The following is a 22,467-nucleotide window of genomic DNA, read 5'->3' as shown; positions in this document are numbered from 1 at the left end:
GAGTGCACAGGGGCGCAGACGTTCGACGTCACACTCCGCAGACTACCGCTCACAGCCCGAAGCGACGCTGGAGGTCCCCCAGCTGGCCGGGAAGGCGCGGTGCGGAACCGTGCTGGCCGGCGCCCCCGGCCGGCCCGTGACCGCCCGGAACGCCGGGCTCCGCCCCGACCACGCCGGTCGCCTGCTCCGGCATCAGCGCCTCGCTCGACTGCAGGAGCACCGTGCCCGCCCCGACGAACTCGAACTGGTGCTCCTCGCCCGACGCGCCGCCGATGCCCGTCAGCGCCCGGACGCCGCCCATGACGCCGGTCATGTAGCCGTGGTCGTAGTGGTGGCAGGGCGACGGGCAGTCCGCCCACCCCACCAGTGCCTGCGGATCCACGCGGACCGGCGGCTCCATGAACACCACGGGCCCGTTCGACGCGGCCACGAACTTCCCGGTGCCGATCAGGGTCAGGAAGCCCGGCACGATCGACTGCTTCAGCGCCAGCGAGGGCTGGTACGCCAGCAGGTTGCCCGCGCGGATCGTGAGGTTGCCGTCGTCCAGGTCGAAGGAGTTCACGTCGAAGGCGCGGTCGGCGAGCAGCATCTTGCCGCTGCCCTCCGCCACCACCCAGTCGCTCGCGTGCAGCGGGGAGTGGAACGACGTCCGCAGCAGCCGGTCGAGGCGGCCGTGGCCGATTCCGTTGAAGTCGATGCGCCCGTAGTAGGCGATCATCTTGCCCTTCTGGAGGAACCACTGGGAGCCCTTGAGTTCCACGCAGAAGGTGTACGCGTTGACGTTGTCGTCGCTCGGCAGCGTCGTCGGGTCGAAAACCGGGGGCGTGCTCACAGCTTCTCCTCCGACGCCTGGACGTACACCGCACCGCTGCCGCTGAGCTCCAGCTGGAAAGCCTCACCGGAGCCGCGCCCCACCATGTCGCGCCAGCCGAGCGCCGTGGAGAGCTTGTTCCGTACGTCGCCGTGGTGGGCGACGTACGCCTGCGGGTCCACATGGACCGGCCGGGCGGGGGTGATCGGCAGCTCGATCACACCGCCGTGCGCCATCACCGCTACCGCGCCGTGGCCCTTGAGGGTCGTGGTGAACAGGCCCTGGCCCGTCACCTGGCCGCGGACCATGCCCATGACCCCGCCCTGTGAGCCCATGAACATCGTGCCCTGCTGGAGTGTGCCGTCGAAGGCGAGCAGCCGGTCGGCCTCGACGTAGAGCGTCTCGCCGGTCAGATGTACGACCTGGATGTGGTGCCCGCCGTGGCCGAACATCACCGTGCCGTTGCCCTCGACGGTCATCAGCGGCGTCGCCTCGTTCGCCACGCGGCGCCCGATCATCGACGCGAGCCCGCCCTGGCCGCCGGTGATGTTCGGCGTGAAGCTGACGTCGCCCCGGTAGGCGAGCATCGCGCCGCGCTGGCTGAACATCTTCTGGCCGGGCGTCACGGTCGCCTCGACCATCTTGGAGTTGATCTCACGGAACGGCATCAGACGTCCCCTCCGACGGTGTTGCGCTCGCTCGGCTGCACGTAGACCAGCCCGTCACCCTCGAAGCGGATCTGGAACGCCTCGCCGCCGCCCTCGCCGAGGAAGGTCCGGAACGTCACGCCGGACTGGAAGTCCTGGCGCAGATTTCCCTGGTGGGCGATGTAGGCCCCCGGATCGACCGAGAGCGGGTACTGGGGCGTCACGCGCAGCGCCACGGCGGTGCCGTCCGACATGATGGCCGCCTGGCCGGTGCCCTCGACGGTGGTCGTGAAGAGGCCGTTGCCGCTCGCGCCCCCGCGCAGTCCGGTGAAGGTCGTGCCGGTGCGCAGTCCGCCGTCGGTGCACAGCAGATTGCTCGACTCGACGTAGAGCTTGTCGCCGTGCAGTTGCACGAGGTTGATCTCGCTCGCGCGGTCGGCGAAGTAACAGGTGCCCTGCCCCTTCACCTCCATCATGGTCATCTGCTCGCCGGTGAGCCGGCGGGTGACCATCCCCCGGATGCCCTCACCGCCGCCGGACATCTTCTTGAAGGCCATCTGGCCGTCGTACGCGACCATCGACCCGTTCTTCGCTCTGACGGCGTCACCGGTCATCTCGACCGCGAGCACCTTGCTCCCCTGGAGCCGAAACGTTGCCACGGGCCGACGTTATCCGGTGAAACCTGCCCCGAACAGCGTCCTAGGGGATGATCCGGACCCTGACAAAGACTTCGCAAAGTGGCCTGCCACAATGGTCCGCGAGCTTGTGCATGCGTTCACAAGATCCATGCCCCCCGACCATCCCCCTCGCCACCGAAGGTGACCCGTGGACATCAAGACCGCCTCCTCCCTCCACCGCCTCCGTCTCGTCTCCGCGCCGGAGGCCGTCTCGTTCCTCCTGCTGCTCGTCTGCTCGGTCCTCAAGCGCACGACGGACTTCAATGCGGTCCCGGTCATGGGTGCGATCCACGGTCTGCTCTTCGTCCTCTACGTGCTCTTCTGGCTGGACGCGTGGAACCGCACCAAGTGGGACCTGAAGACCGCGGCGCTCTACTTCGTCCTCTCGGTGCTGCCCTTCGGCGGCTTCTTCGCCGAGCGCAAGCTCAAGCGTGAGGCCGACGACGCCGTCATCGCCTCCCGCGCCCGCCGCGAGAACGTGGTCGACGCGTGATCGTCGCCTTCTCCGTCACGCCCCTGGGAGTGGGTGAGGACGTCGGCGAGTACGTCGCCGACGCGGTCCGCGTCGTGCGCGAGTCGGGGCTGCCGAACCGCACCGACGCGATGTTCACCTCGGTCGAAGGCGACTGGGACGAGGTGATGGACGTGGTCAGGCGCGCGGTCGCCGCCGTCGAGGCGCGTGCCCCCCGCGTCTCGCTGATCCTCAAGGCCGACATCCGGCCGGGCGTCACCGACGGGCTCACCTCCAAGGTCGAGACGGTGGAACGCCACCTCGCGGACTGACCCGGTCCTCTGCCGCGAAGCCCCCGGTCGTACAGCGGCCGGGGGCTTTCCCGTACCCCGGGTCCGGCGACAGCTCGCCCCCGGCTAACCTCTGTTTTGAGCAGTCGCTCAAAAAGGACTGGAACAGGGGGCGGGATGAGGCTGTACGTCGAGACGCGGGTCCGCGTCGACATGGAGAGGCTGTGGGACCGCACGCAGGAGCCGTCCCGGCACCAGCGGTGGGATCTGCGCTTCACCCAGATCGCCTACCTGCCGCGCCCCGACGGTGAACCGCAGCGCTTCCGCTACGCGACCCGTGTGCTGCCCTTTCTGACGATCGCCGGCACCGGCGTGAGCGCCGGCGAAAGGCGCCGCGACGGCGACCGGGTCTCCGCACTGCGCTTCGCCTCGCCGCATCCGCTCTCCCTCCTGAAGGAGGGCAGCGGCTACTGGCGCTACGTCCCGACCGACGACGGCATCCGCTTCCTGACCGGCTACGACTACCGGCCGCGATGGGGGCGCTTCGGCACGGCGGCGGACCGTCTCGTCCTCCGTCCCCTGATGGGCTGGGCGACCGCATGGTCCTTCGACCGGCTGCGGCTCTGGTGCGAGAAGGGCATCCGTCCCGAGCGGCTGCTGGCGCACGCCCTGGCCGAAGCGGCCGTACGGCTGCTCGCCGTCGTCCTCGCCGCCGCGTACACGCCCCCGGCCACCGCGGCTGTGACGGCCGCCGCCGCCCTGTTCCTGCCGCCCTCTCCCGTCACACCCGCGGCCCGGCGCTGTCTGCGCACCCCGCCGGCGCGCACGTCGGAGCCGGGCCTCCTCGGCACCCTGGAGCACTCATGACCTCGATCTTCCGCACCGCCATGGGGGAGACCTTCGAACGGCTCCACCCCCAGCTCCGGCGGCGCTTCTCCGTCGGGCTCGACAGCGGCGAGGCCTGCACGGGGCACGGGGTCATGGACCGCATCTGGCACGGTCCCGCCTTCGTCAAACCGTTCCTCGCGCTCGGCGGCAGCCGCAACATCCTCGTCCCCCGCACCGGCCGCGATGTCCCCTTCACCATCGAGAACGTCCCCTACGCCGACTCCCACGGGCGTGAGACCGTGACCTTCGTCCGCACCTTCGCCCTCCCCGGCGGGCCGCGCCGGTTCGACGCCACCATGGTCCTCGCCCCCGAGGGCGACCGCGTGCTCGACTACCTCGGTACGCATCAGCACCTGGCCAGCGATCTCCATCTGTCCGCGGAGCCGGACGGTTCGCTGCTCATCCGCTCCGGGGAGCACCGCTTCCGCGAAGGACCGGTCGACGTCCGTGTACCCGGCCTGATCGGCGGCGACGCCGAGGTCCGCGAGTCGTACGACGACGCCACGGGCCGCTTCCGTATCCGGGTGCGGGTGACCAACCGCCGCTTCGGGCCGCTCTTCGGCTACGAGGGCTCGTTCACCGCCCACTACAGCGACGTACGCTCGCACGGGGTGCGCGCGGGGCTGCGCCCGGTACGCGAGGAGATACGGGCGTGAGCCAGGAGACCAGGCGGAAGCTGCTGGAAGGGGCTCTGCGCACCCTGACGGAACAGGGCTTCGCCAAGACCTCCGCCCGCGCCGTGGCCGCCGCGGCGGGCGTGAACCAGGCGCTCGTCTTCTACCACTTCGGCTCCGTCGACGAACTGCTCGCCGCCGCCTGCCGTCACGGCGCGGAACAACGCGTCGCCCGCTACCGCGACCGTCTCGCGGCGGTCACCACCCTTGCCGAGCTGCTGGAGTTCGGCCGCCGGATGCACGAAGAGGAGCGGGCGGGCGGTCATGTCGCCGTTCTCTCCCAGCTGTTGGCAGGCGCCCAGACCCACCCCCGGCTCGCACCCGCCACCGCCGCCGGACTCGATCTGTGGATCGCAGAGATCGAGAAGGTGCTCACGAGGGTCCTCGCCGGGACCCCGCTCGCCGAGTTCACCGACCCCGCCGGACTGGCTCGTGCCGTCGCCGCCTCTTTCGTCGGTCTGGAGCTCTACGAGGGCGTCGACCCCGACGGGGCGGAGCGCGCCCTGGACGCCCTCGGGCAGCTCACCGTCCTGGTCGCCGCCCTCGACGAACTGGGGCCCGTGGCGCGGCGCGCCGTCCGGCACCGCCTCGGGCGGTCCGCGCACCGGTGAGGTCCGGACGGCAGGGGCGACCGGAGCGCTGGGCCGAAAGACTGAATCGACCGAAGAGCGAGACAGGGCTGACCAGCATGTGACCAGTCGGTAAGGTCGGTGCCGTGCCGAAGCCGCTCAGCCTTCCCTTCGATCCCATCGCCCGCGCCGACGAACTCTGGCAGCAGCGCTGGGGACCCGTGCCCTCGATGGCAGCGATCACCTCGATCATGCGCGCGCACCAGATCCTGCTCGCCGAGGTCGACGCCGTCGTCAAGCCGTACGGCCTGACCTTCGCCCGCTACGAGGCGCTGGTGCTGCTCACCTTCTCCCGCGCGGGCGAGCTGCCGATGTCCAAGATCGGCGAGCGGTTGATGGTGCACCCGACGTCGGTGACCAACACCGTGGACCGGCTGGTCAGGTCCGGCCTGGTCGACAAGCGGCCCAACCCCAACGACGGCCGCGGCACGCTCGCGTCCATCACCGACAAGGGCCGTGAGGTGGTGGAGGCCGCCACCCGCGACCTGATGGCGATGGACTTCGGCCTGGGCACGTACGACGCGGAGGAGTGCGCGGAGATCTTCGCGCTGCTGCGTCCGCTGCGGGTCGCGGCCGGCGACTTCGAAGAGAAGTAGGTCACGCGCCCCGCGGGACGACCGCCGCGGCCGCCCGGTTACGCTCGATGCCATGAAGGCGAATGTGCTTTTCCGTTACCGGGTGATGGCGTACGTCACCGCCGTATGGCTGCTGGTCTTCACCGTGGCGATCGTCGCCAAGTACGGCTTCGACACCGGCGACACCATGCTGATCTCGCAGGTCCACGGCGTGCTCTTCATCATCTATGTCGTCTTCGCCTTCGACCTGGGCTCCAAGGCGAAGTGGCCGTTCGGCAAGCTGCTGTGGGTGCTGGCCGCGGGCTGCATCCCCTTCGCCTCGTTCTTCGTCGAGCCGAAGATCACGCGTGAGGCGCGCGCCCTGATCGCCGGTGACGCCGCCCCGGCGACGGCCGACGCGTAGCACCCCCGAAGCGCCGCGAGCACGGCTCGCGGCGCTTTGCCATCGACATTTACTAGGACGTCCTAGTAAATTTGGAGTATGGACGCTGACGCGATCGAGGAAGGCCGCCGACGCTGGCAGGCCCGTTACGACAAGGCCCGCAAGCGGGACGCCGACTTCACCACGCTCTCCGGGGACCCGGTCGAGCCCGTGTACGGCCCCCGGCCCGGGGACCACTACGAGGGGTTCGAGCGCATCGGCTGGCCCGGTGAGTACCCCTTCACCCGCGGACTGCATCCCACCGGCTACCGGGGCCGCACCTGGACCATCCGCCAGTTCGCCGGCTTCGGGAACGCCGAGCAGACCAACGAGCGCTACAAGATGATCCTGGCCGCCGGCGGCGGCGGGCTCTCCGTCGCCTTCGACATGCCGACCCTCATGGGCCGCGACTCCGACGATCCGCGCTCGCTCGGCGAGGTCGGCCACTGCGGTGTCGCCATCGACTCCGCCGCCGACATGGAGGTCCTCTTCAAGGACATCCCGCTCGGCGACGTGACGACGTCGATGACCATCTCCGGTCCCGCCGTGCCCGTCTTCTGCATGTACCTGGTAGCCGCCGAGCGCCAGGGCGTCGACCCGGCCGTGCTGAACGGCACGCTGCAGACCGACATCTTCAAGGAGTACATCGCGCAGAAGGAGTGGCTCTTCCAGCCCGAGCCGCATCTGCGCCTGATCGGCGACCTGATGGAGCACTGTGCGCAGGGCATCCCCGCGTACAAGCCGCTGTCGGTCTCCGGCTACCACATCCGTGAGGCCGGCGCGACGGCCGCACAGGAGCTCGCGTACACCCTCGCCGACGGCTTCGGCTACGTGGAGCTGGGCCTCTCCCGCGGCCTGGACGTCGACACCTTCGCCCCCGGCCTGTCCTTCTTCTTCGACGCGCACCTCGACTTCTTCGAGGAGATCGCCAAGTTCCGCGCCGCACGCCGGATCTGGGCCCGCTGGATGAAGGAGGTGTACGGCGCGAAGACCGACAAGGCCCAGTGGCTGCGCTTCCACACCCAGACCGCCGGTGTCTCGCTCACCGCCCAGCAGCCGTACAACAACGTGGTGCGCACAGCGGTCGAGGCACTGTCCGCGGTCCTCGGCGGTACCAACTCCCTGCACACCAACGCCCTCGACGAGACCCTCGCCCTGCCCAGCGAGCAGGCCGCCGAGATCGCGCTGCGCACCCAGCAGGTGCTGATGGAGGAGACCGGCGTCGCCAACGTCGCCGACCCGCTGGGCGGTTCCTGGTACGTGGAGCAGCTCACCGACCGCATCGAGGCCGACGCGGAGAAGATCTTCGACCAGATCAGGGAACGCGGCCGCCGGGCCCACCCCGACGGGCAGCACCCGATCGGCCCGATCACCTCCGGCATCCTGCGCGGCATCGAGGACGGCTGGTTCACCGGCGAGATCGCCGAGTCCGCCTTCCGCTACCAGCAGTCCCTGGAGAAGGGCGACAAGAAGGTCGTCGGCGTCAACACCGCGACCGGCTCCGTCACCGGCGACCTGGAGATCCTTCGGGTCAGCCACGAGGTCGAGCGCGAGCAGGTGCGGGTGCTGGCCGATCGCAAGGCCGGCCGCGACGAGGCGCTCGTGCGGTCCTCGCTGGGGGCGATGCTGACCGCCGCGCGCGACGGCTCCAACATGATCGCGCCGATGCTCGACGCCGTACGGGCGGAGGCCACGCTGGGCGAGATCTGCGACGCTCTGCGCGACGAGTGGGGCATCTACACGGAGCCGCCCGGCTTCTGAGCCCGTCGCGGGCCCCTCGCCGCCCGGCTCAGCGGGGCAGGGCGGCGAGGCCCGACACCAGCAGCGACGTGAAGCGCCGCGCCCACTCAGCGTCCACCGGCTGCGCGCTCACCAGCGCCCGGTGGACCACCGCGCCGGCCACCACGTCGAAGATCAGGTCCGTGTTGCGGGCCTCCGCCTCGGGGTCGGCCTCGTACGGAAGCTCGCCGCGGGCCTGAGCGCGTTCCCGGCCCTCGACGACGAGCCGCTTCTGCCGCTCGACGATCGCCGACCGGATGCGTGTCCGCAGCGCCTCGTCGCAGGTGGACTCCGCGACGACGCCCATCAGGGCCGTCTTGGTCTCGGGCTGCCCGAGCAACTCGGCGAACTGGAGCACCACACCCTCCACGTCCGCGACCAGGCTGCCGCGGTCGGCGAGTTCGAGCTCGTCGAAGAGGACCGCCACGGCGTCGACGACCAGCTCGTTCTTGTTCGCCCAGCGGCGGTACAGCGTGGTCTTGGCGACCCCCGCCCGCGTGGCGACGTCCCCCATGGTCAGCTTCGACCACCCCAGCTCGACGAGGGAGGCGCGGGTCGCCTCCAGGATCGCCGTATCGGCCTCGGCGCTGCGAGGCCGTCCCGTACGACCGGTACGGGGTGCTGCGGGGTGGGTGCTGCTGGACATGCCCGCGACCATACCCGCCGGTAAGGAGAAAGGAGGCTGTGAGGCAGCTCACCGGAAAATGCTTCACACTGCCGGACCCACGCAGATACGCTACGACCCGTAGCGAAAGCCTCTGACCGGCTCGTCGCGACAACCACAGGCGCCATGGTGGGGACCCGGCGCCGACATCTCGGAATCGCAGGACCGGCCGCCGAGTCGATCACGGTCGACGGAGGGGTCGCACCCCGGGGCCGCCTGCCGGCGGCCGGGGAGAGCGGCTTTTTATTTGTGCGCGCGGAAGGGGGAGGATGTACTCATGCAGCCTAGGAACATGTCCATGAGCGGCGTCGTCGACCTCGCCGCGGTGAAGGCGGCCAATGAGGCCAAGGCGAAGGCGGAGCAGGCGAGGGCCGAGGCCGCCCGTCAGGGTGGCGGTCAAGCCGTGTCCCCTGCCGGCCTGGTGATCGACACCGACGAGGCGCGCTTCGAGCGCGACGTCCTGCAGCGCTCCACCGAGGTCCCGGTCGTCATCGACTTCTGGGCCGAGTGGTGCGAGCCGTGCAAGCAGCTCGGCCCGCTGCTGGAGCGCCTCGCCACGGAGTACAACGGCCGGTTCGTTCTCGCCAAGGTCGACGTCGACGCCAACCAGATGCTGATGCAGCAGTTCGGGATCCAGGGCATCCCCGCGGTGTTCGCGGTGGTGGCCGGCCAGGCGCTGCCCCTCTTCCAGGGCGCCGCGCCGGAGGCGCAGATCCGCCAGACGCTCGACCAGCTGGTGCAGGTGGCCGAGGAGCGCTTCGGCCTCACCGGCATCGTGGTCGACCCGGACGCCTCGGGGGAGACCGCACAGGCCCCCGCCCCGGCCGGCCCTTACGACGCACTGCTGGAAGCGGCCGTACAGGCCCTGGACGCGGGCGACTTCGGCGGCGCGGTCCAGGCGTACAAGAACGTGCTGTCCGACGACCCGGGCAACACGGAGGCGAAGCTCGGCCTCGCGCAGGCCGAACTCCTCGGCCGCGTGAAGGACATGGACCCGCAGAAGGTCCGCGACGCCGCTGCCGCCGACCCGGCCGACGCCACGGCGCAGATCGCCGCCGCGGACCTGGACCTCGTCGGCGGACACGTCGAGGACGCCTTCGGCCGGCTCGTGGAGACGGTGCGGCGCACCGCCGGGGACGAGCGCGACACGGCACGGGTGCGGCTGCTGGAACTCTTCGAGGTGGTCGGTCAGGACGACCCGCGGGTGACGGCGGCCCGGCAGGCGCTCGCGCGGGTGCTCTTCTGACCCACTCCTGTGATGTCGCCGAGGTTTCGGCGGCGTCTCACCGGGCCCCGGCCGGACGTTCATTGACAGCCGTTATGACAAGGGTGTCCTGAGGGTGGCGATCTGACGGATTTGCGGCGGTGGCGCTGACACGGCGTCACCGCCGTTTTGGCGACACAGTGACAAAACACGGCGCGGCTTTGCCAAAACTTGGTAAACGGGTGGCCGGGTTACTCCGAGTACAGCAACGGCCTTGTTCTGTCCGGTTATCGATGGCTATCGCCCTCTGTGTCGGCGGTGCGGACGGCACCCAGCGTGCTCGCGCGACATCGCGCGGTCGTGGCGCGGTTATCAGGCCGTTACTAGCCAGTAACGAACCCCCTTGTGCCCTGGCGTGGAATGGACCACGATCGGCGACGCTCGGTCCAATACCGCACCAGCCCGGCTCCCAGTCGTGCCGCGGCCCATTGGGTCCCCACCGGGCCGATCGGCGTCCCAGGCGCCGGTCGCGGACAGGGGGGTTCCTGCCACAGAACGGCAGGGCCTGTCCGGCAGGTTGTGCGTGACGAGTCAGGCGCGACCAGTGGTTGTCGCTCGGGGGTGATCGCCGGTGTTCTTCGGACGCACGTCGCGCCTGAAGACCAGGCGCTCTCCTTCCCGAGGACGTAGCACTTCTCCCATCCCAGGACGGGCCCGAGGGTCCGGACCGGAGATGTACGTCCGAGAAGGAGGAAAGTCATGGAGTCTATGGCTCGCGGTGGAACCAGATGGAAGCGGTTCGCCCTTGTCATGGTGCCGAGCGTGGCCGCGACGGCTGCGATAGGCGTCGGCCTGGCACAGGGGGCGCTCGCCGCGTCCTTCGCGGTGTCGGGCCAGGAGTTCAAGGTCACGGCCGGAAAGCTCGTCGGATCTGGGTTCTCCCAGTACGGCGGCGTCGACATGGGGTACAAGGACCTCAAGGGTGACGAGAAGGTCGCGCACCCCGTTGCGATCTCGACGTTCAAGAACGCGTCGATCACCAAGATGTGCCAGTCGGTCGTCACCGACGTCCCGTTCGTCGGCAAGATCACGCTGAAGCTGACGGCCGGCGACAAGGGCACGGCCGTCCAGGCCGAGAAGCTCTACCTGGACGTGTCCGAGCTGGACGCGAACGCCAAGTTCAAGAACATCGACATCGGCGTCGCGGCCAAGGACACCGACAACCCGGGCACCGGCAAGGGCCCGGCGGTCAAGGACACCTCGATCCTGCCCAACGGGTTCGCCCAGCAGGCGGAAGAGGTCGAGCTGACCGGTGTCGAGCAGAAGGCGTGGGCGACGACCGCCGGCACCTTCGAGCTCAGCGGTCTGAGCATGCGCCTGCACAAGGGCGACGGCCCCAAGGTCGAGTGCTACTGACGGTAGCCCCGTCCGGGCGGGCGGGTGAGACTCTGGCAGCTTCGCCCGCCCGCCACTCTCTTCACACAGCAACGCCAGTACCAGGGAGCTGTTTTCCATGAGCGCCGAGACTGCAGTGTCACAGGGGCGGGACGAGCACTACATCCGCGTCCTCCGGCGGAACTTCCGTACCTGGCGGGGGCAGCGGCCCTTCTGGGCGGGTCTGCTGACCCTGCTCGGCGGGATCCCCATCGCCTACTTCCCGTATGCGACCTTCAAAATCGGCCACATGAACCTCGCGATGCAGACGACGGCGGGGGCCGGCTCGCTGATCATCGGCGTGCTGCTGGTGACGCTGGGTCTGACGATGTGGTTCCAGCACATCGTACGGGTGTTCGCGGGTGTCGCCACGATTCTCCTGGCGCTGGTGTCCCTTCCGATCGCCAACCTGGGCGGCTTCATCATCGGGTTCGTCCTGTCCCTCACGGGCGGCGCGCTCTCGCTGTCGTGGGCGCCCGGGAAGCCCGTGAGCGCCGACGATGCGCCCGCCGTCCAGCAGGCCGCGCCCGACAGCCCCGCCGTACCGGAGCAGCGTGACGGCTTCGGCGCGGACATGCACGAGACATCCATCGAAGGCAACGGCGGGAGGAACAGTGCCGGGTGACGTGACACCACCGCTGACCGCGGACGCGGGCGGCGACGGCTCGCGGGAGAGAAAGGGGCCGCGCCACGCCGCGCCCAGGAAGTCTCTGTTCCACAAGTTCCAGATGCCCGCGAGCAAGGCGATAGCCCTGGCCGCGATGCCCACCGCCGTCTTCGTCGGCATGGGGCTCACCCCGAAGCTGGCCCTGGCCGACGACAAGGACATCCCCTTCGCTCCCGGCCCGTGCGTGACCCGCTCCGACGAGCCTTCGGAGTCGCCGTCACCGTCCGCGTCGGAGTCTGAGACGGCGAAGCCGTCCGAGTCACCGTCCCCCTCAGACACGGCCGATCCGGAGCCGACGCCGAGCCCCACGTCCGGAGCCGGAACGGGCGACGGGGCGCAGGAGCCGAAGCCTGCCGAGAGCCCGTCCGCCTCCGCGGCCGGATCCGAGCAGGCGGCGCCCGCGCCGGAGCCCACCCCGAGCCAGTCGACCAACCCGCTCGACCCGCTGGGCGTGGGCGACAAGGTCAAGGAGATCATCGACGGCATCGGCGACACGCTGAAGGGCGAGCCGTCCGAGACGCCGTCGCCGAGCGAGACCGCGACGCAGCCGGCCGAGGAACCCTCGGCCGCCCCGTCGGAGGCGCCTTCGGAGGCACCGGCGGAGGAGCCCGCGGAGAAGCCCGCCGACGCGGTGGGCGACACGGTGGACGAGACGGTCGACAAGACCAAGGAAGCGATCAAGGACGCGGCGGACAAGGCCGGCGCCGAGGTCGAAGAGCTGGACGAGGACGTCAAGGGACTCGACCCCAAGCAGGACGAGGCCATCCCGGACGGCGCCAAGCCGCGCTTCCCGTGCCCCACCCCGGACCCGGAGGCCCTGGCCGACGCCCAACTCGAGCCCGGACGACCGCTGCTCCCGGACGACCCGTGGATCCTCGAGAGCTCCATGCTCACGCTGACGGGACTCGACTACCACGGCATCGTGGAGGTCAAGACCGGCAGCGGCAAGATCAAGAAGGTTCTGAAGTTCACCGCGACGGGCGTGGACATCAAGGACCTGCACCAGCTCGTGGTCGGCCCGAACGGCACGACCGCGCACGTCGAGGCCGCCAAGGGCTCCACCTCGACGATCCGCGACGGTGAAGTGACCATGTACACGGAGGAGCTGAAGGGCAACCTCTTCGGCATCATCCCGATCACCTTCAGCCCGGAGACCCCGCCGCCGCTGAACGTCCCCTTCGCCATGTTCACCGACGTGAAGGTCACCCAGGCCGGCCAGTTCGGCGGGACGCTGACGGTCCCCGGCCTGCACAACTACTTCACCGGCGCGAAGGGCTGACCCCCGAACCACCGGGAGCCGCGAAAGAGGCTGTGGGCCGCACCCGTTCAGGGGGGTGCGGCCCTCAGTCGTTCCCGGAAGAGGCCCGCCCGAGCCGCGCCGATCTGATGAAGTACATCCTGGAGAACTGGTAGGCAGATGAGGATCCGAGTAGCGGCCGCGGACGATCCGCTCACGGTGCAGTTCGAACCGTCGGGGATGGAGTACGAGCTGTCCCCGGGCGAGCATCTGGACGTCGAGTGGCCACCGGTCGCCCCTGGTGAGATCGCTGGGGACATCGACTACGGAGCCGACCTGGTGACCATCTCGGCACGCGGCAGCGGGTTCGCCCGCGCCTGGAACACGGAGGGAGTCGAAGTCACGACCTGAGCCCGTCTCCGTAGTCCCGGCGGATCCGGGCCCGGACGGAGCGATGGAGGGCGGCACCGCGATGCGACACGGTGCCGCCCCTTCGGCACGGTGCCTTGGACCCAGCGCGGCCGGTGCCGCCGGGATGTGTCAGTGGTCGTGCAGCACGGTCGGACGTGTCACTGGCACGCGGGCCGAAGTCGTTGCCGCACTTGCCTGTGTCTCAGTCACGTGGCGCGAGCGCTTTCATGCCCGCATCCTTTGCCGCCGCGGCGAGCCGGTCGTCACGAGAGCGGTGAGCTCCGCACCGAGGAGGCGCGCCGTTGCCAGGTGAATGGAGTCCAGGGAGTGAAGCATGCGGGCCGGCTCGTTCATGGCGGCGCCGGCGATGTCGTCATCGATGCTGATGAAGTCGAACGCCAACAGCGGGTCACGGGCATCTGGAAGCGCCGCCGGCATCATGCGACAGTCGCGAAATCAGCGCGGGGTGATCTCGGGTTGTGCGTTCATACCGTTCATGGAACGAGCCCCATGGGTCGTGTGACACCAGGTGCTACGGAGTGTTCAACCGCCTGGCCGGCCGAACCGACGATGGGCGGCTCCCGGACCCTGAGGGTGCTTACGTGAGGCACATGAAGCCGGTGAGGGGGCGGCGGTTCAGAACCTCCCGTACAGCATCGCCGGATCCACCAGGCCCACATCTCGCGACGCTTCAGCCGCCGCACGGGCCTTGCCGTTGAAGCCTGCACCGCTGAAGCACAGAAGCCGCGTGTGCGTCGTGTCGTAACGCCCCGATCGTGTGATCAAGTCCCGCACGTGCTCGAGGCGCTGAATGTGAGCCGCGCCGATCTCATCGTTCCACTTGGCCTCGCCGATGGCCAGCAACGGTGGCTTGCCGCTGCCTTCCGGAATTCCTGCGACCGCGACGTCCACCTCGTGACCCTTGCGCGTCGCAGCGTCGTGAACCACGCCGTGGCCCACGCGCGCCGGGAGGCCCCCGAGCCATTCCGGATCGGCGTGGTGCAGCGCCCACTCGCGACAGACCTGCTCGAAGTGCGGACCGAGAACGTTGCTCACGAAACGGCGGCGGCTCGCCTGCCAGACGCGGGCGGCGCTGCCTGGACGTTCCAACTGGTCCCAGACGGGGCGCATAACGGCGTGGTAGAAGGCGATAAGGGGTTCGGCGATCCGGTAGGTGGAGCGGTTCTCACGGAAGGCATCCGCATCCCGGTGGAGAAGCCCGGCGTTCTCCAGGACCGTGATGGGATGTGCGATGTCCGTCGCTTTGCGCTCCAGGTAGCCGGCCACGCTTTTGTAAACTGCACCCCTATAAACTCAGACGCTGTCCGTCGACGCCAGTGCGTGCCGGATCGCCGCGAGTGCCTCCTCGTCCGTCGCGTTGAGTCGGCGTGCCGCGATTGCGAAGAGGCCGGCCTGTTCCGCGAGTTTCTCCTTGGAGTCGGCGATCGACGGGGGCGCGATCACCTGGGTGCCGGAGCCGCGGCGGGTTCTGACCAGGCCGGCGGTCTCCAGTTCGCGGTAGGCGCGGACCACCGTGTTGTTGGCGAGGCCGAGGTCGGCGGCGAGCTGGCGGACGGAGGGCAGCCGGTCGCCCTGGCGGAGCCGGCCGACGGAGATGAGGTCGGCGAGCTGGGCCCGGACCTGTTCGTAGGGCGGGACGGGCGCCGCGTGGTTGACGGTGATGCGGACGCTGTGCGCGGTCATGACTTCGCCTCCGTGTAGGCCTGGGGGATCAGGAGGACGCCCAGGCAGTGGCAGCCGCTCAGTGCCGAGGTGAAGGCGGTGAGGGCGAGCGCCGTCAGGGCGAAGACCTTCGCCACGCCCGCGCAGGACAGGCTCAGTACGACGACGGCCATTGTGAACGAGACGGCGAAGAGCGGGGCCGTGACCAGGACTCCCCAGGCGCCGACCGCCGCGCGCGCCTGGATCCGGCGCTGGTCGTCCGTCTGGGAGCGCAAGGTCACGCGGCGCAGCAGCAGCGCACAGGCGACGGTGCCGAGGGCCATGCCGCCCAGTGCCGGCCAGGCGTAGTAGAGGCCGGGCCAGGGGCCGAGAAGCTGGGACCCGGCCGGGCACTCGACGGCCAGGGCCCTTCCGGAGCGGCCCTGGGAGTCCGCCGAGGCCGTGCTCGCGGCGATGACGACGAGCACCGTGAGGATCAGCGCCTGCGCGGCGAGGAACGCCGCGAGGGCGCGGGGCACATGGTCGCGGACGCGGCGGGGTCTCACTTCCGCCACCCGTATCCAGCCGCGCCGTGGGCGGGCGATCAGATCGGCCGCCAGGACGCCGGCCATGACGCAGAGTCCGAACGCGGGGAAGGCGTGGAGGAGTTGGACGTCCGGCTCCGGGCTGAAGTCGACGAGTGCGCCGACCGCGATGCCGGCGGCCGCGCCCGCCCATCGGACGGGGGTGTCGATCCACGTGCGCCAGGTGCCTTCCGCCGTCGAGGCAGCAGACATGCCGACCACCTTTCTCCGTCCGTCAGGTGTATCAAGGTAGTGACACAATTGCCCAGCTCCCGGACTGTGTCAAGGAGTTGATACGCCTGTTCGGGGTCCGGAGGGGGTGGCGGCGGGGGGACGCAAGAAGACGGCCCCCCGGCCGTGAAGGCCGGGGGGCCGCCTGTGGGCAGGGGAGCGGGGTCAGCCGCGGGCCTCGCCGCCGAGGTGGTGGACGCGCACCATGTTCGTCGTGCCCGGGACGCCGGGAGGCGAGCCGGCCGTGATCACCATGACGTCACCCGCGTTGTAACGCTGGAGCTTGAGCAGCTCGGCGTCGACGATCTCGACCATCGCGTCCGTAGTCTCCACGAACGGCGCGAGGAAGGACTCCACGCCCCAGCTCAGCGTCAGCTGGTTACGGGTCGACTGGTCCGTCGTGAAGGCGAGGATGGGCTGCTCGGCGCGGTAGCGCGACAGACGGCGGGCCGTGTCACCGGACTTGGTGAACGCGATCAGCGCCTTGCCGCCCAGGAAGTCCGCGATCTCGGCGGCCGCACGGGCGACCGAACCGCCCTGGGTGCGGGGCTTCTTGCCGGGGACCAGGGGCTGGAGGCCCTTGGAGAGCAGCTCCTCCTCCGCCGCGGCGACGATCTTCGACATCGTCTTGACCGTCTCGATCGGGTACGCGCCGACCGACGACTCCGCGGAGAGCATGACCGCGTCCGCGCCGTCCAGGATCGCGTTCGCGACGTCGGACGCCTCGGCGCGGGTGGGGCGGGAGTTGGTGATCATCGACTCCATCATCTGGGTCGCCACGATCACCGGCTTGGCGTTGCGACGGCACAGTTCGATGAGGCGCTTCTGGACCATCGGCACCCGCTCGAGCGGGTACTCCACCGCGAGGTCGCCACGGGCCACCATCACGCCGTCGAAGGCCATGACGACGTCCTGCATGTTCTCGACCGCCTGCGGCTTCTCCACCTTGGCGATGACGGGGACGCGGCGGCCCTCCTCGTCCATGACCTTGTGGACGTCCTTGACGTCGCTCGCGTCACGGACGAAGGAGAGCGCGACCATGTCGCATCCCATGCGCAGTGCGAAGCGCAGGTCCTCGACGTCCTTCTCGGAAAGGGCGGGGACGTTGACGGCCGCGCCGGGCAGGTTGATGCCCTTGTGGTCGGAGATCACGCCGCCTTCGACGACGATCGTCTTGACCCGCGATCCGTCGACCTCGACGACGCGCAGCTCGACGTTGCCGTCGTTGATCAGGACCTGGTCGCCCTTGGAGACGTCTCCGGGCAGGCCCTTGTAGGTGGTCCCGCAGATCGACTTGTCGCCGGGGACGTCCTCGGTCGTGATGGTGAACTCGTCGCCGCGGACCAGTTCGACCGGTCCCTCGGCGAAGGTCTCGAGGCGGATCTTGGGACCCTGGAGGTCGGCCAGCACGCCCACGGCGTGGCCGGTGTCCTCTGACGCCTGGCGGACGCGGTGGTACCGCTCCTCGTGGTCGGCGTGGGTCCCGTGGCTGAAGTTGAAACGGGCCACGTTCATACCGGCCTCGATGAGCGCTTTCAGCTGCTCGTATGAGTCGACGGCGGGGCCCAGTGTGCAGACGATTTTGGAACGGCGCATAAGGCGGATCCTATCGGTTTGTTTCCCTGCGGAATATTCCGTCTGGTGGAATGTACAAATGGGCGCCGGCCCGCTCAGGCGTTCAGCCTTCCGGCCTTCCAGCGCTTCAGGCTGTCGGGCTGTCGGGCACCTCCTTCTTCCCTTCTCCCGTCACCAGCTCGAAGGTCTGTCGCGCGATCTCGAGCTCCTCGTCCGTCGGCACGACGGCGACCGCCACCCGTGCGTACTCCGGCGAGATCAGCCGCGCCGTGTCCGACCGGGCGGCGTTCAGCCCGGGGTCCACCACGAGGCCCATCTCCTCCAGACCCGCGACGGCAGCCTCTCGCACCGGGGCGGCGTTCTCCCCGACACCCGCCGTGAACGCCACCGCGTCCACCCGCCCGAGCACCGCGTAGTACGCGCCGATGTACTTCTTCAGCCGGTGGACGTAGATGTCGAACGCCAGCCGCGCCCGCTCGTCGCCCTCGTCGATCCGCCGGCGGATCTCCCTCATGTCGTTGTCCCCGCACAGGCCCACCAGACCGCTCTTCTTGTTGAGCAGTGCGTCGATCTCGTCGATGCTCATGCCGGCGACGCGCTTCAGGTGGAAGGTCACCGCCGGGTCGATGTCACCGGAGCGCGTACCCATCACGAGACCTTCCAAGGGGGTCAGCCCCATCGAGGTCTCCACGCACCGGCCACCGGCCACCGCGGACGCGGACGCGCCGTTGCCCAGGTGCAGCACGATGACGTTCACCTCGGACGGGTCCTTGCCGAGCAGCGCCGCGGTGGCCCGCGAGACATAGGCGTGCGAGGTGCCGTGGAAGCCGTAGCGGCGGATACGGTGCGCGTCCGCCGTCTCGACGTCGATGGCGTACCGGGCGGCGGCCTCCGGCATCGTCGTGTGGAAGGCGGTGTCGAAGACGGCGACCTGGGGGAGGTCCGGGCGCAGCGTCCGGGCCGTGCGGATGCCGGTGATGTTCGCCGGGTTGTGCAGCGGCGCGACCGGCACCAGGCGTTCCACCTCCGCGATCACCTCCTCGGTGATCACGGTCGGGGCGTGGAACTTCAGACCGCCGTGCACCACTCGGTGGCCGATCGCTGCCAGCGCGGGGGAGTCCAGCCCGAACCCGTCCTGCGCGAGCTCCTCGGACACCGCCTTGAGCGCCGCGTCGTGGTCCGCGATCGGACCCGTGCGCTCGCGCCGATCCCCGCCGCCCCCGAGGGGCGTGTGCACCAGCCGCGAGGTCGCCTCGCCGATCCTCTCCACCAGACCGACCGCCAGCCGGGACGCGTCGCGCATGTCGAGCAGCTGGTACTTCAGCGACGACGAGCCGGAGTTGAGGACGAGGACGCGCGTGGGGGAATCCGGGGCGGTCATGCGGGGAGCTCCTGGGCCTGGGACTGGATCGCGGTGATCGCGACCGTGTTGACGATGTCGCTGACCAGCGCGCCGCGCGACAGGTCGTTGACCGGCTTGCGCAGACCCTGGAGCACCGGTCCGACCGCGACTGCGCCCGCCGAGCGCTGCACGGCCTTGTAGGTGTTGTTGCCGGTGTTCAGGTCCGGGAAGATCAGGACCGTCGCCCGGCCGGCGACCTCGGAGTCCGGCAGCTTGGTGGCGGCGACGGAGGGCTCGACCGCGGCGTCGTACTGGATGGGCCCTTCGACGTGCAGGTCCGGACGCGACGCGCGCACCAGCTTCGTCGCCTCGCGCACCTTGTCGACATCGGCTCCGGAGCCCGACGTGCCGGTGGAGTACGACAGCATCGCGATCCGCGGCTCCACGCCGAAGCGGGCGGCCGTCGCGGCCGACTGCACCGCGATGTCGGCGAGCTGTTCCGCGTCCGGGTCCGGATTGATCGCGCAGTCGCCGTAGACGAGCACCTCGTCGGCCAGGCACATGAAGAACACCGACGAGACGATCGACGCCTCGGGCTTCGTCTTGATGATCTCGAAGGCCGGGCGGATGGTGGCGGCCGTGGAGTGCACCGAGCCCGACACCATGCCGTCGGCCAGGCCCTTGTCCACCATGAGCGTGCCGAAGTAGTTCACGTCCGCCACCACGTCGTACGCCAGCTCGACCGTCACGCCCTTGTGGCCGCGCAGCTGGGCGTACCGCTCGGCGAAGGGCTGACGCAGTTCGGACGTCTGCGGGTCGATCAGCTGGGCGGCCGACAGGTCGATGCCGAGGTCGGCGGCCTTCTTGCGGATGACCTCGGTGTCGCCGAGGAGGGTCAGGTCGCACACGTCGCGGCGCACCAGGACGTCTGCCGCGCGCAGCACCCGTTCCTCCGTGCCCTCCGGCAGTACCACCCGGCGGCGGTGGGCACGGGCCTGCTCCAGCAGTTCGTGCTCGAACATCATCGGGGTGACCCGGCCGCTGCGGGCCACCGCGATCCTGGCCAGCAGGTCGCCGGTGTCCACATGACGCTCGAAGAGACCGATCGCGGTCTCCGCCTTGCGCGGCGTGGAGGCATTCAACTTGCCCTCCATCGCGAACAGTTCCGCCGCCGTCGGGAAGCTGTTCCCCGTCACGGAGACGACCGGGGTGCCGGGCGCGAGGCGGGCCGCGAGGGTCAGGATCTCCTCGCTGGGACGCTCGTTCAGCGTCAGCAGCACGCCCGCGATGGGCGGCGTTCCCGCGGAGTGCGCGGCGAGGGCGCCCACGACCAGGTCGGCACGGTCGCCGGGGGTGACGACCAGGCAGCCGGGGGTCAGGGCGGGCAGGAAGCTCGGGAGCATCGCGCCGCCGAAGACGAAGTCGAGGGCGTCGCGGGCGAGCCCCGAGTCGTCGCCGAGGAGGACCGTGCCGCCCAGGGCGTGCGTGATCTGGGCGACCGTGGGGGCGGCGAGCGCGGGCTCGTCGGGGAGCACGTAGCAGGGAACGGGGAGACGGGCCGCGAGCCGCTCGGCTATGCCCACCCGCTCGTCGGGGGTGACCCGGTTGGCGACCATGGCGAGGACGTTGCAGCCGAGGGCCTCGTAGGCGCGGAAGGCGTTGCGCGTCTCCGCCCGTACGGACTCCGGGGTCTGGCCCTTGCCGCCCACCACCGCGATCACGGAGGCGCCGAACTCGTTGGCGAGCCGGGCGTTGAGCGCCAGCTCGTCGGGCAGCTGGGTGCCCGCGTAGTCGGTGCCGAGGACCAGGACCACCTCGTAGTCCCTGGCCACCGCCAGGAAGCGCTCGACCAGACGCGAGACCAGCTCGTCGGTGCCCTGCTCCGCCTGGAGCGCGGCCGCCTCGTCGTAGTCCATTCCGTAGACGGAGGCGGGGTTCTGGGAGAGCCGGTAGCGCGCCCGCAGCAGCTCGAAGAGCCGGTCGGGGCCGTCGTGGACGAGGGGGCGGAAGACGCCCACCCGGTCCACCTGGCGGGTCAGGAGCTCCATGACCCCCAGCTCGACCACCTGCCGGCCGTCTCCGCGGTCGATCCCGGTCACGTAAACGCTCCGCGCCACGCGTACTCTCCCGTCCAAGTCCATGGGTGCGATCCGGGGCGTGCCCCGGCCCCCGCCGCTTCGCCGGCCCACCCGGTGCTCCGCCGTACGACGGCGGGGCCCGGGCGCGCCGAAAGGCCGCACGGGGCGGCAATGCCCTCTTGACAATACCTCCGCGGGTGGCTAAGGCGCCCGCCGGGCGGGAACGACGGTGCCGACGGCCCCGAGCGGCGCGGAGTAGCAGGGAGCGCGGGCGTTCCCCGGCCCGTGGGACAATCGGATGTGGGCTCACAAGGACCACTGACGAGCAGGAGACACAGCACGATGCGCATCGGAGTGCTCACCGCAGGCGGAGACTGCCCGGGTCTGAACGCAGTGATCCGGTCGGTCGTGCACCGTGCCATGACGGGTCACGGCGACGAAGTCATCGGTTTCGAGGACGGATTCAAGGGACTCCTCGACGGCCACTACCGTCCGCTCGACCTCAACGCCGTCAGTGGCATCCTCGCCCGCGGTGGCACGATCCTCGGCTCGGCCCGCCTCGAGCGCGGCCGGCTGCGCGAAGCCGCCGAGAACGCGGCCGAGTTGGCGAAGCAGTACGGCATCGACGCGCTCATCCCGATCGGCGGCGAGGGGACGCTCACCGCGTCCCGGATGCTGGCAGAGGCGGGGATGCCCGTCGTCGGCGTCCCGAAGACCATCGACAACGACATCTCCTCCACCGATCGCACCTTCGGCTTCGACACCGCCGTCATGGTCGCCACGGAGGCCATCGACCGTCTGAAGACCACCGCCGAGTCGCACCAGCGGGTCATGGTCGTCGAGGTCATGGGCCGGCACGCCGGGTGGATCGCCCTGGAGTCGGGCATGGCCGGCGGCGCGCACGGCATCTGCCTGCCCGAGCGGCCCTTCGAGGTGGACGATCTCGTCAAGATGGTCGAGGAGCGCTTCGCCCGCGGCAAGAAGTTCGCGGTGATCTGCGTCGCGGAGGGCGCCCACCCCGCCGAGGGCTCCATGGAGTACGCGAAGGGCGAGATCGACCAGTTCGGCCACGAGCGCTTCCAGGGCATCGGCAACCGGCTCGCCGCCGAGCTGGAGCGCCGGCTCGGCAAGGAGGCCAAGCCGGTCATTCTCGGCCACGTCCAGCGGGGCGGCACACCCACGGCGTACGACAGGGTCCTCGCGACCCGGTTCGGATGGCACGCGGTGGAGGCCGCGCACCGGGGCGAGTTCGGCATGATGACCGCTTTGCGTGGCACGGACGTGAAGATGGTGCCGCTGGCGCACGCGGTCACCCGGCTGAAGACCGTCCCGGACAACCGGATGTTCGAGGCCGAGTCCGTCTTCTGAGGATTCGCCCCCGGCCGAACGGCCTTGATCGTCCCCCCGTGGCGATCAAGGCCGTTCGGCGTTCCCCCCGCCGGTGGTTGGCGAAGACCACTCTTGAGTTACCCGCCGCCGCTCGCAAGGCTGTTCCCTGTCCGGGACGTGTCCCACCTTGTCCCAGCAGGTGGGCGG

Annotated in this window: 25 protein-coding genes; 14 read left to right on the top strand and 11 right to left on the bottom strand. The window is 70.0% G+C overall.

Translation table 11 applies throughout. The features are described 5' to 3' along the window. Positions 1–49 precede the first annotated feature (49 nt). From ACTMTU_RS27455 to ACTMTU_RS27445, 3 genes are read right to left on the bottom strand one after another with little or no spacing between them, the layout of a single operon-like run. Positions 50–832, bottom strand: a complete 783-nt coding sequence (locus ACTMTU_RS27455; RefSeq protein ID WP_441266132.1) for an AIM24 family protein — start codon at positions 830–832, stop codon at positions 50–52. Next, entirely contained in the window at positions 829–1,479 is a 651-nt protein-coding gene (locus ACTMTU_RS27450; RefSeq protein ID WP_441266131.1) for an AIM24 family protein, read from the bottom strand. The genes ACTMTU_RS27455 and ACTMTU_RS27450 overlap by 4 nt, the downstream gene beginning before the upstream one ends. Further along, positions 1,479–2,117 carry an AIM24 family protein gene (locus tag ACTMTU_RS27445; RefSeq protein WP_441266130.1) on the bottom strand — a complete coding sequence of 213 codons (639 nt, stop codon included), beginning with the start codon at positions 2,115–2,117 and terminating at the stop codon, positions 1,479–1,481. The genes ACTMTU_RS27450 and ACTMTU_RS27445 overlap by 1 nt, the downstream gene beginning before the upstream one ends. Positions 2,118–2,283: 166 nt before the next feature. On the opposite strand from ACTMTU_RS27445, the gene ACTMTU_RS27440 reads away from it, so the two are divergent. The 8 genes from ACTMTU_RS27440 (at position 2,284) to ACTMTU_RS27405 (ending at position 7,824) form a co-directional block, all read left to right on the top strand. Further along, complete coding sequence (locus tag ACTMTU_RS27440) at positions 2,284–2,628, top strand: DUF3817 domain-containing protein (protein WP_159687063.1); 345 nt, start codon at positions 2,284–2,286, stop codon at positions 2,626–2,628. Then, entirely contained in the window at positions 2,625–2,918 is a 294-nt protein-coding gene (locus ACTMTU_RS27435) for an MTH1187 family thiamine-binding protein (protein ID WP_441266129.1), read from the top strand. Before ACTMTU_RS27440 ends, ACTMTU_RS27435 begins: the two co-directional genes overlap by 4 nt. Before the next feature lie 135 nt (positions 2,919–3,053). Then, a complete protein-coding gene (locus ACTMTU_RS27430; RefSeq protein WP_441266128.1) occupies positions 3,054–3,743 on the top strand; it encodes a hypothetical protein in 690 nt (229 codons plus the stop codon). Then, positions 3,740–4,420 carry a DUF4166 domain-containing protein gene (locus tag ACTMTU_RS27425; protein WP_441266127.1) on the top strand — a complete coding sequence of 227 codons (681 nt, stop codon included), beginning with the start codon at positions 3,740–3,742 and terminating at the stop codon, positions 4,418–4,420. The genes ACTMTU_RS27430 and ACTMTU_RS27425 overlap by 4 nt, the downstream gene beginning before the upstream one ends. Further along, the gene (locus tag ACTMTU_RS27420) at positions 4,417–5,049 is read left to right on the top strand and encodes a TetR/AcrR family transcriptional regulator (RefSeq protein WP_441266126.1); all 633 of its coding nucleotides are present in this window, start codon (positions 4,417–4,419) and stop codon (positions 5,047–5,049) included. The genes ACTMTU_RS27425 and ACTMTU_RS27420 overlap by 4 nt, the downstream gene beginning before the upstream one ends. 104 nt (positions 5,050–5,153) lie before the next feature. Then, positions 5,154–5,663, top strand: a complete 510-nt coding sequence (locus tag ACTMTU_RS27415; protein WP_441266125.1) for a MarR family winged helix-turn-helix transcriptional regulator — start codon at positions 5,154–5,156, stop codon at positions 5,661–5,663. 52 nt (positions 5,664–5,715) lie between these two features. Then, the gene (locus ACTMTU_RS27410; protein ID WP_441266124.1) at positions 5,716–6,045 is read left to right on the top strand and encodes a DUF3817 domain-containing protein; all 330 of its coding nucleotides are present in this window, start codon (positions 5,716–5,718) and stop codon (positions 6,043–6,045) included. Between the two features lie 78 nt (positions 6,046–6,123). Next, positions 6,124–7,824 (top strand): acyl-CoA mutase large subunit family protein, encoded by a 1,701-nt coding sequence (locus ACTMTU_RS27405; protein WP_441266123.1) that lies wholly within the window; start codon positions 6,124–6,126, stop codon positions 7,822–7,824. 28 nt (positions 7,825–7,852) lie between these two features. Here the strand turns inward: ACTMTU_RS27405 and ACTMTU_RS27400 are convergent, their stop codons facing one another. Then, positions 7,853–8,500 carry a TetR/AcrR family transcriptional regulator gene (locus ACTMTU_RS27400; RefSeq protein ID WP_441266122.1) on the bottom strand — a complete coding sequence of 216 codons (648 nt, stop codon included), beginning with the start codon at positions 8,498–8,500 and terminating at the stop codon, positions 7,853–7,855. A gap of 283 nt (positions 8,501–8,783) precedes the next feature. On the opposite strand from ACTMTU_RS27400, the gene ACTMTU_RS27395 reads away from it, so the two are divergent. The 5 genes from ACTMTU_RS27395 (at position 8,784) to ACTMTU_RS27375 (ending at position 13,459) form a co-directional block, all read left to right on the top strand. Further along, a complete protein-coding gene (locus ACTMTU_RS27395; protein ID WP_441266121.1) occupies positions 8,784–9,752 on the top strand; it encodes a tetratricopeptide repeat protein in 969 nt (322 codons plus the stop codon). A 717-nt stretch (positions 9,753–10,469) separates the two neighbouring features. Continuing rightward, complete coding sequence (locus ACTMTU_RS27390; RefSeq protein ID WP_441266120.1) at positions 10,470–11,126, top strand: DUF6230 family protein; 657 nt, start codon at positions 10,470–10,472, stop codon at positions 11,124–11,126. A gap of 97 nt (positions 11,127–11,223) precedes the next feature. Then, positions 11,224–11,769 (top strand): DUF6114 domain-containing protein, encoded by a 546-nt coding sequence (locus ACTMTU_RS27385; RefSeq protein WP_441266119.1) that lies wholly within the window; start codon positions 11,224–11,226, stop codon positions 11,767–11,769. Continuing rightward, positions 11,759–13,090: a hypothetical protein gene (locus ACTMTU_RS27380; RefSeq protein ID WP_441266118.1), complete on the top strand. Its 1,332-nt coding sequence runs from the start codon at positions 11,759–11,761 to the stop codon at positions 13,088–13,090. Before ACTMTU_RS27385 ends, ACTMTU_RS27380 begins: the two co-directional genes overlap by 11 nt. Before the next feature lie 138 nt (positions 13,091–13,228). Next, positions 13,229–13,459, top strand: a complete 231-nt coding sequence (locus tag ACTMTU_RS27375) for a hypothetical protein (protein ID WP_441266117.1) — start codon at positions 13,229–13,231, stop codon at positions 13,457–13,459. A gap of 225 nt (positions 13,460–13,684) precedes the next feature. Here ACTMTU_RS27375 and ACTMTU_RS27370 read toward each other — a convergent pair whose 3' ends face one another. From ACTMTU_RS27370 to pta, 7 genes are all read right to left on the bottom strand, one after another. Then, positions 13,685–13,861, bottom strand: coding sequence for a hypothetical protein (locus ACTMTU_RS27370; RefSeq protein ID WP_441266116.1), 177 nt, complete (start codon positions 13,859–13,861; stop codon positions 13,685–13,687). A 234-nt stretch (positions 13,862–14,095) separates the two neighbouring features. Beyond that, entirely contained in the window at positions 14,096–14,746 is a 651-nt protein-coding gene (locus ACTMTU_RS27365) for a hypothetical protein (protein ID WP_441266115.1), read from the bottom strand. 27 nt (positions 14,747–14,773) lie between these two features. Beyond that, positions 14,774–15,163 (bottom strand): GntR family transcriptional regulator, encoded by a 390-nt coding sequence (locus tag ACTMTU_RS27360; protein ID WP_441266114.1) that lies wholly within the window; start codon positions 15,161–15,163, stop codon positions 14,774–14,776. Then, positions 15,160–15,918 (bottom strand): hypothetical protein, encoded by a 759-nt coding sequence (locus ACTMTU_RS27355; RefSeq protein ID WP_441266113.1) that lies wholly within the window; start codon positions 15,916–15,918, stop codon positions 15,160–15,162. The genes ACTMTU_RS27360 and ACTMTU_RS27355 overlap by 4 nt, the downstream gene beginning before the upstream one ends. A gap of 183 nt (positions 15,919–16,101) precedes the next feature. Further along, the gene (gene pyk / locus ACTMTU_RS27350; RefSeq protein ID WP_441266112.1) at positions 16,102–17,532 is read right to left on the bottom strand and encodes a pyruvate kinase; all 1,431 of its coding nucleotides are present in this window, start codon (positions 17,530–17,532) and stop codon (positions 16,102–16,104) included. 106 nt (positions 17,533–17,638) lie between these two features. After that, positions 17,639–18,892, bottom strand: a complete 1,254-nt coding sequence (locus tag ACTMTU_RS27345) for an acetate kinase (protein WP_441266111.1) — start codon at positions 18,890–18,892, stop codon at positions 17,639–17,641. Then, positions 18,889–20,970 (bottom strand): phosphate acetyltransferase, encoded by a 2,082-nt coding sequence (gene pta, locus ACTMTU_RS27340; protein WP_441266110.1) that lies wholly within the window; start codon positions 20,968–20,970, stop codon positions 18,889–18,891. The genes ACTMTU_RS27345 and pta overlap by 4 nt, the downstream gene beginning before the upstream one ends. A gap of 303 nt (positions 20,971–21,273) precedes the next feature. On the opposite strand from pta, the gene ACTMTU_RS27335 reads away from it, so the two are divergent. Further along, positions 21,274–22,299, top strand: a complete 1,026-nt coding sequence (locus ACTMTU_RS27335; protein WP_441266109.1) for an ATP-dependent 6-phosphofructokinase — start codon at positions 21,274–21,276, stop codon at positions 22,297–22,299. Positions 22,300–22,467 lie beyond the last annotated feature (168 nt).

Origin of the sequence: Streptomyces sp. OZ13, assembly GCF_052068155.1 — a bacterium.
GTDB lineage: Bacteria > Actinomycetota > Actinomycetes > Streptomycetales > Streptomycetaceae > Streptomyces.
Note: the sequence above shows the minus strand (reverse complement) of the source record. Positions and strands in the feature narration are given on the sequence as shown.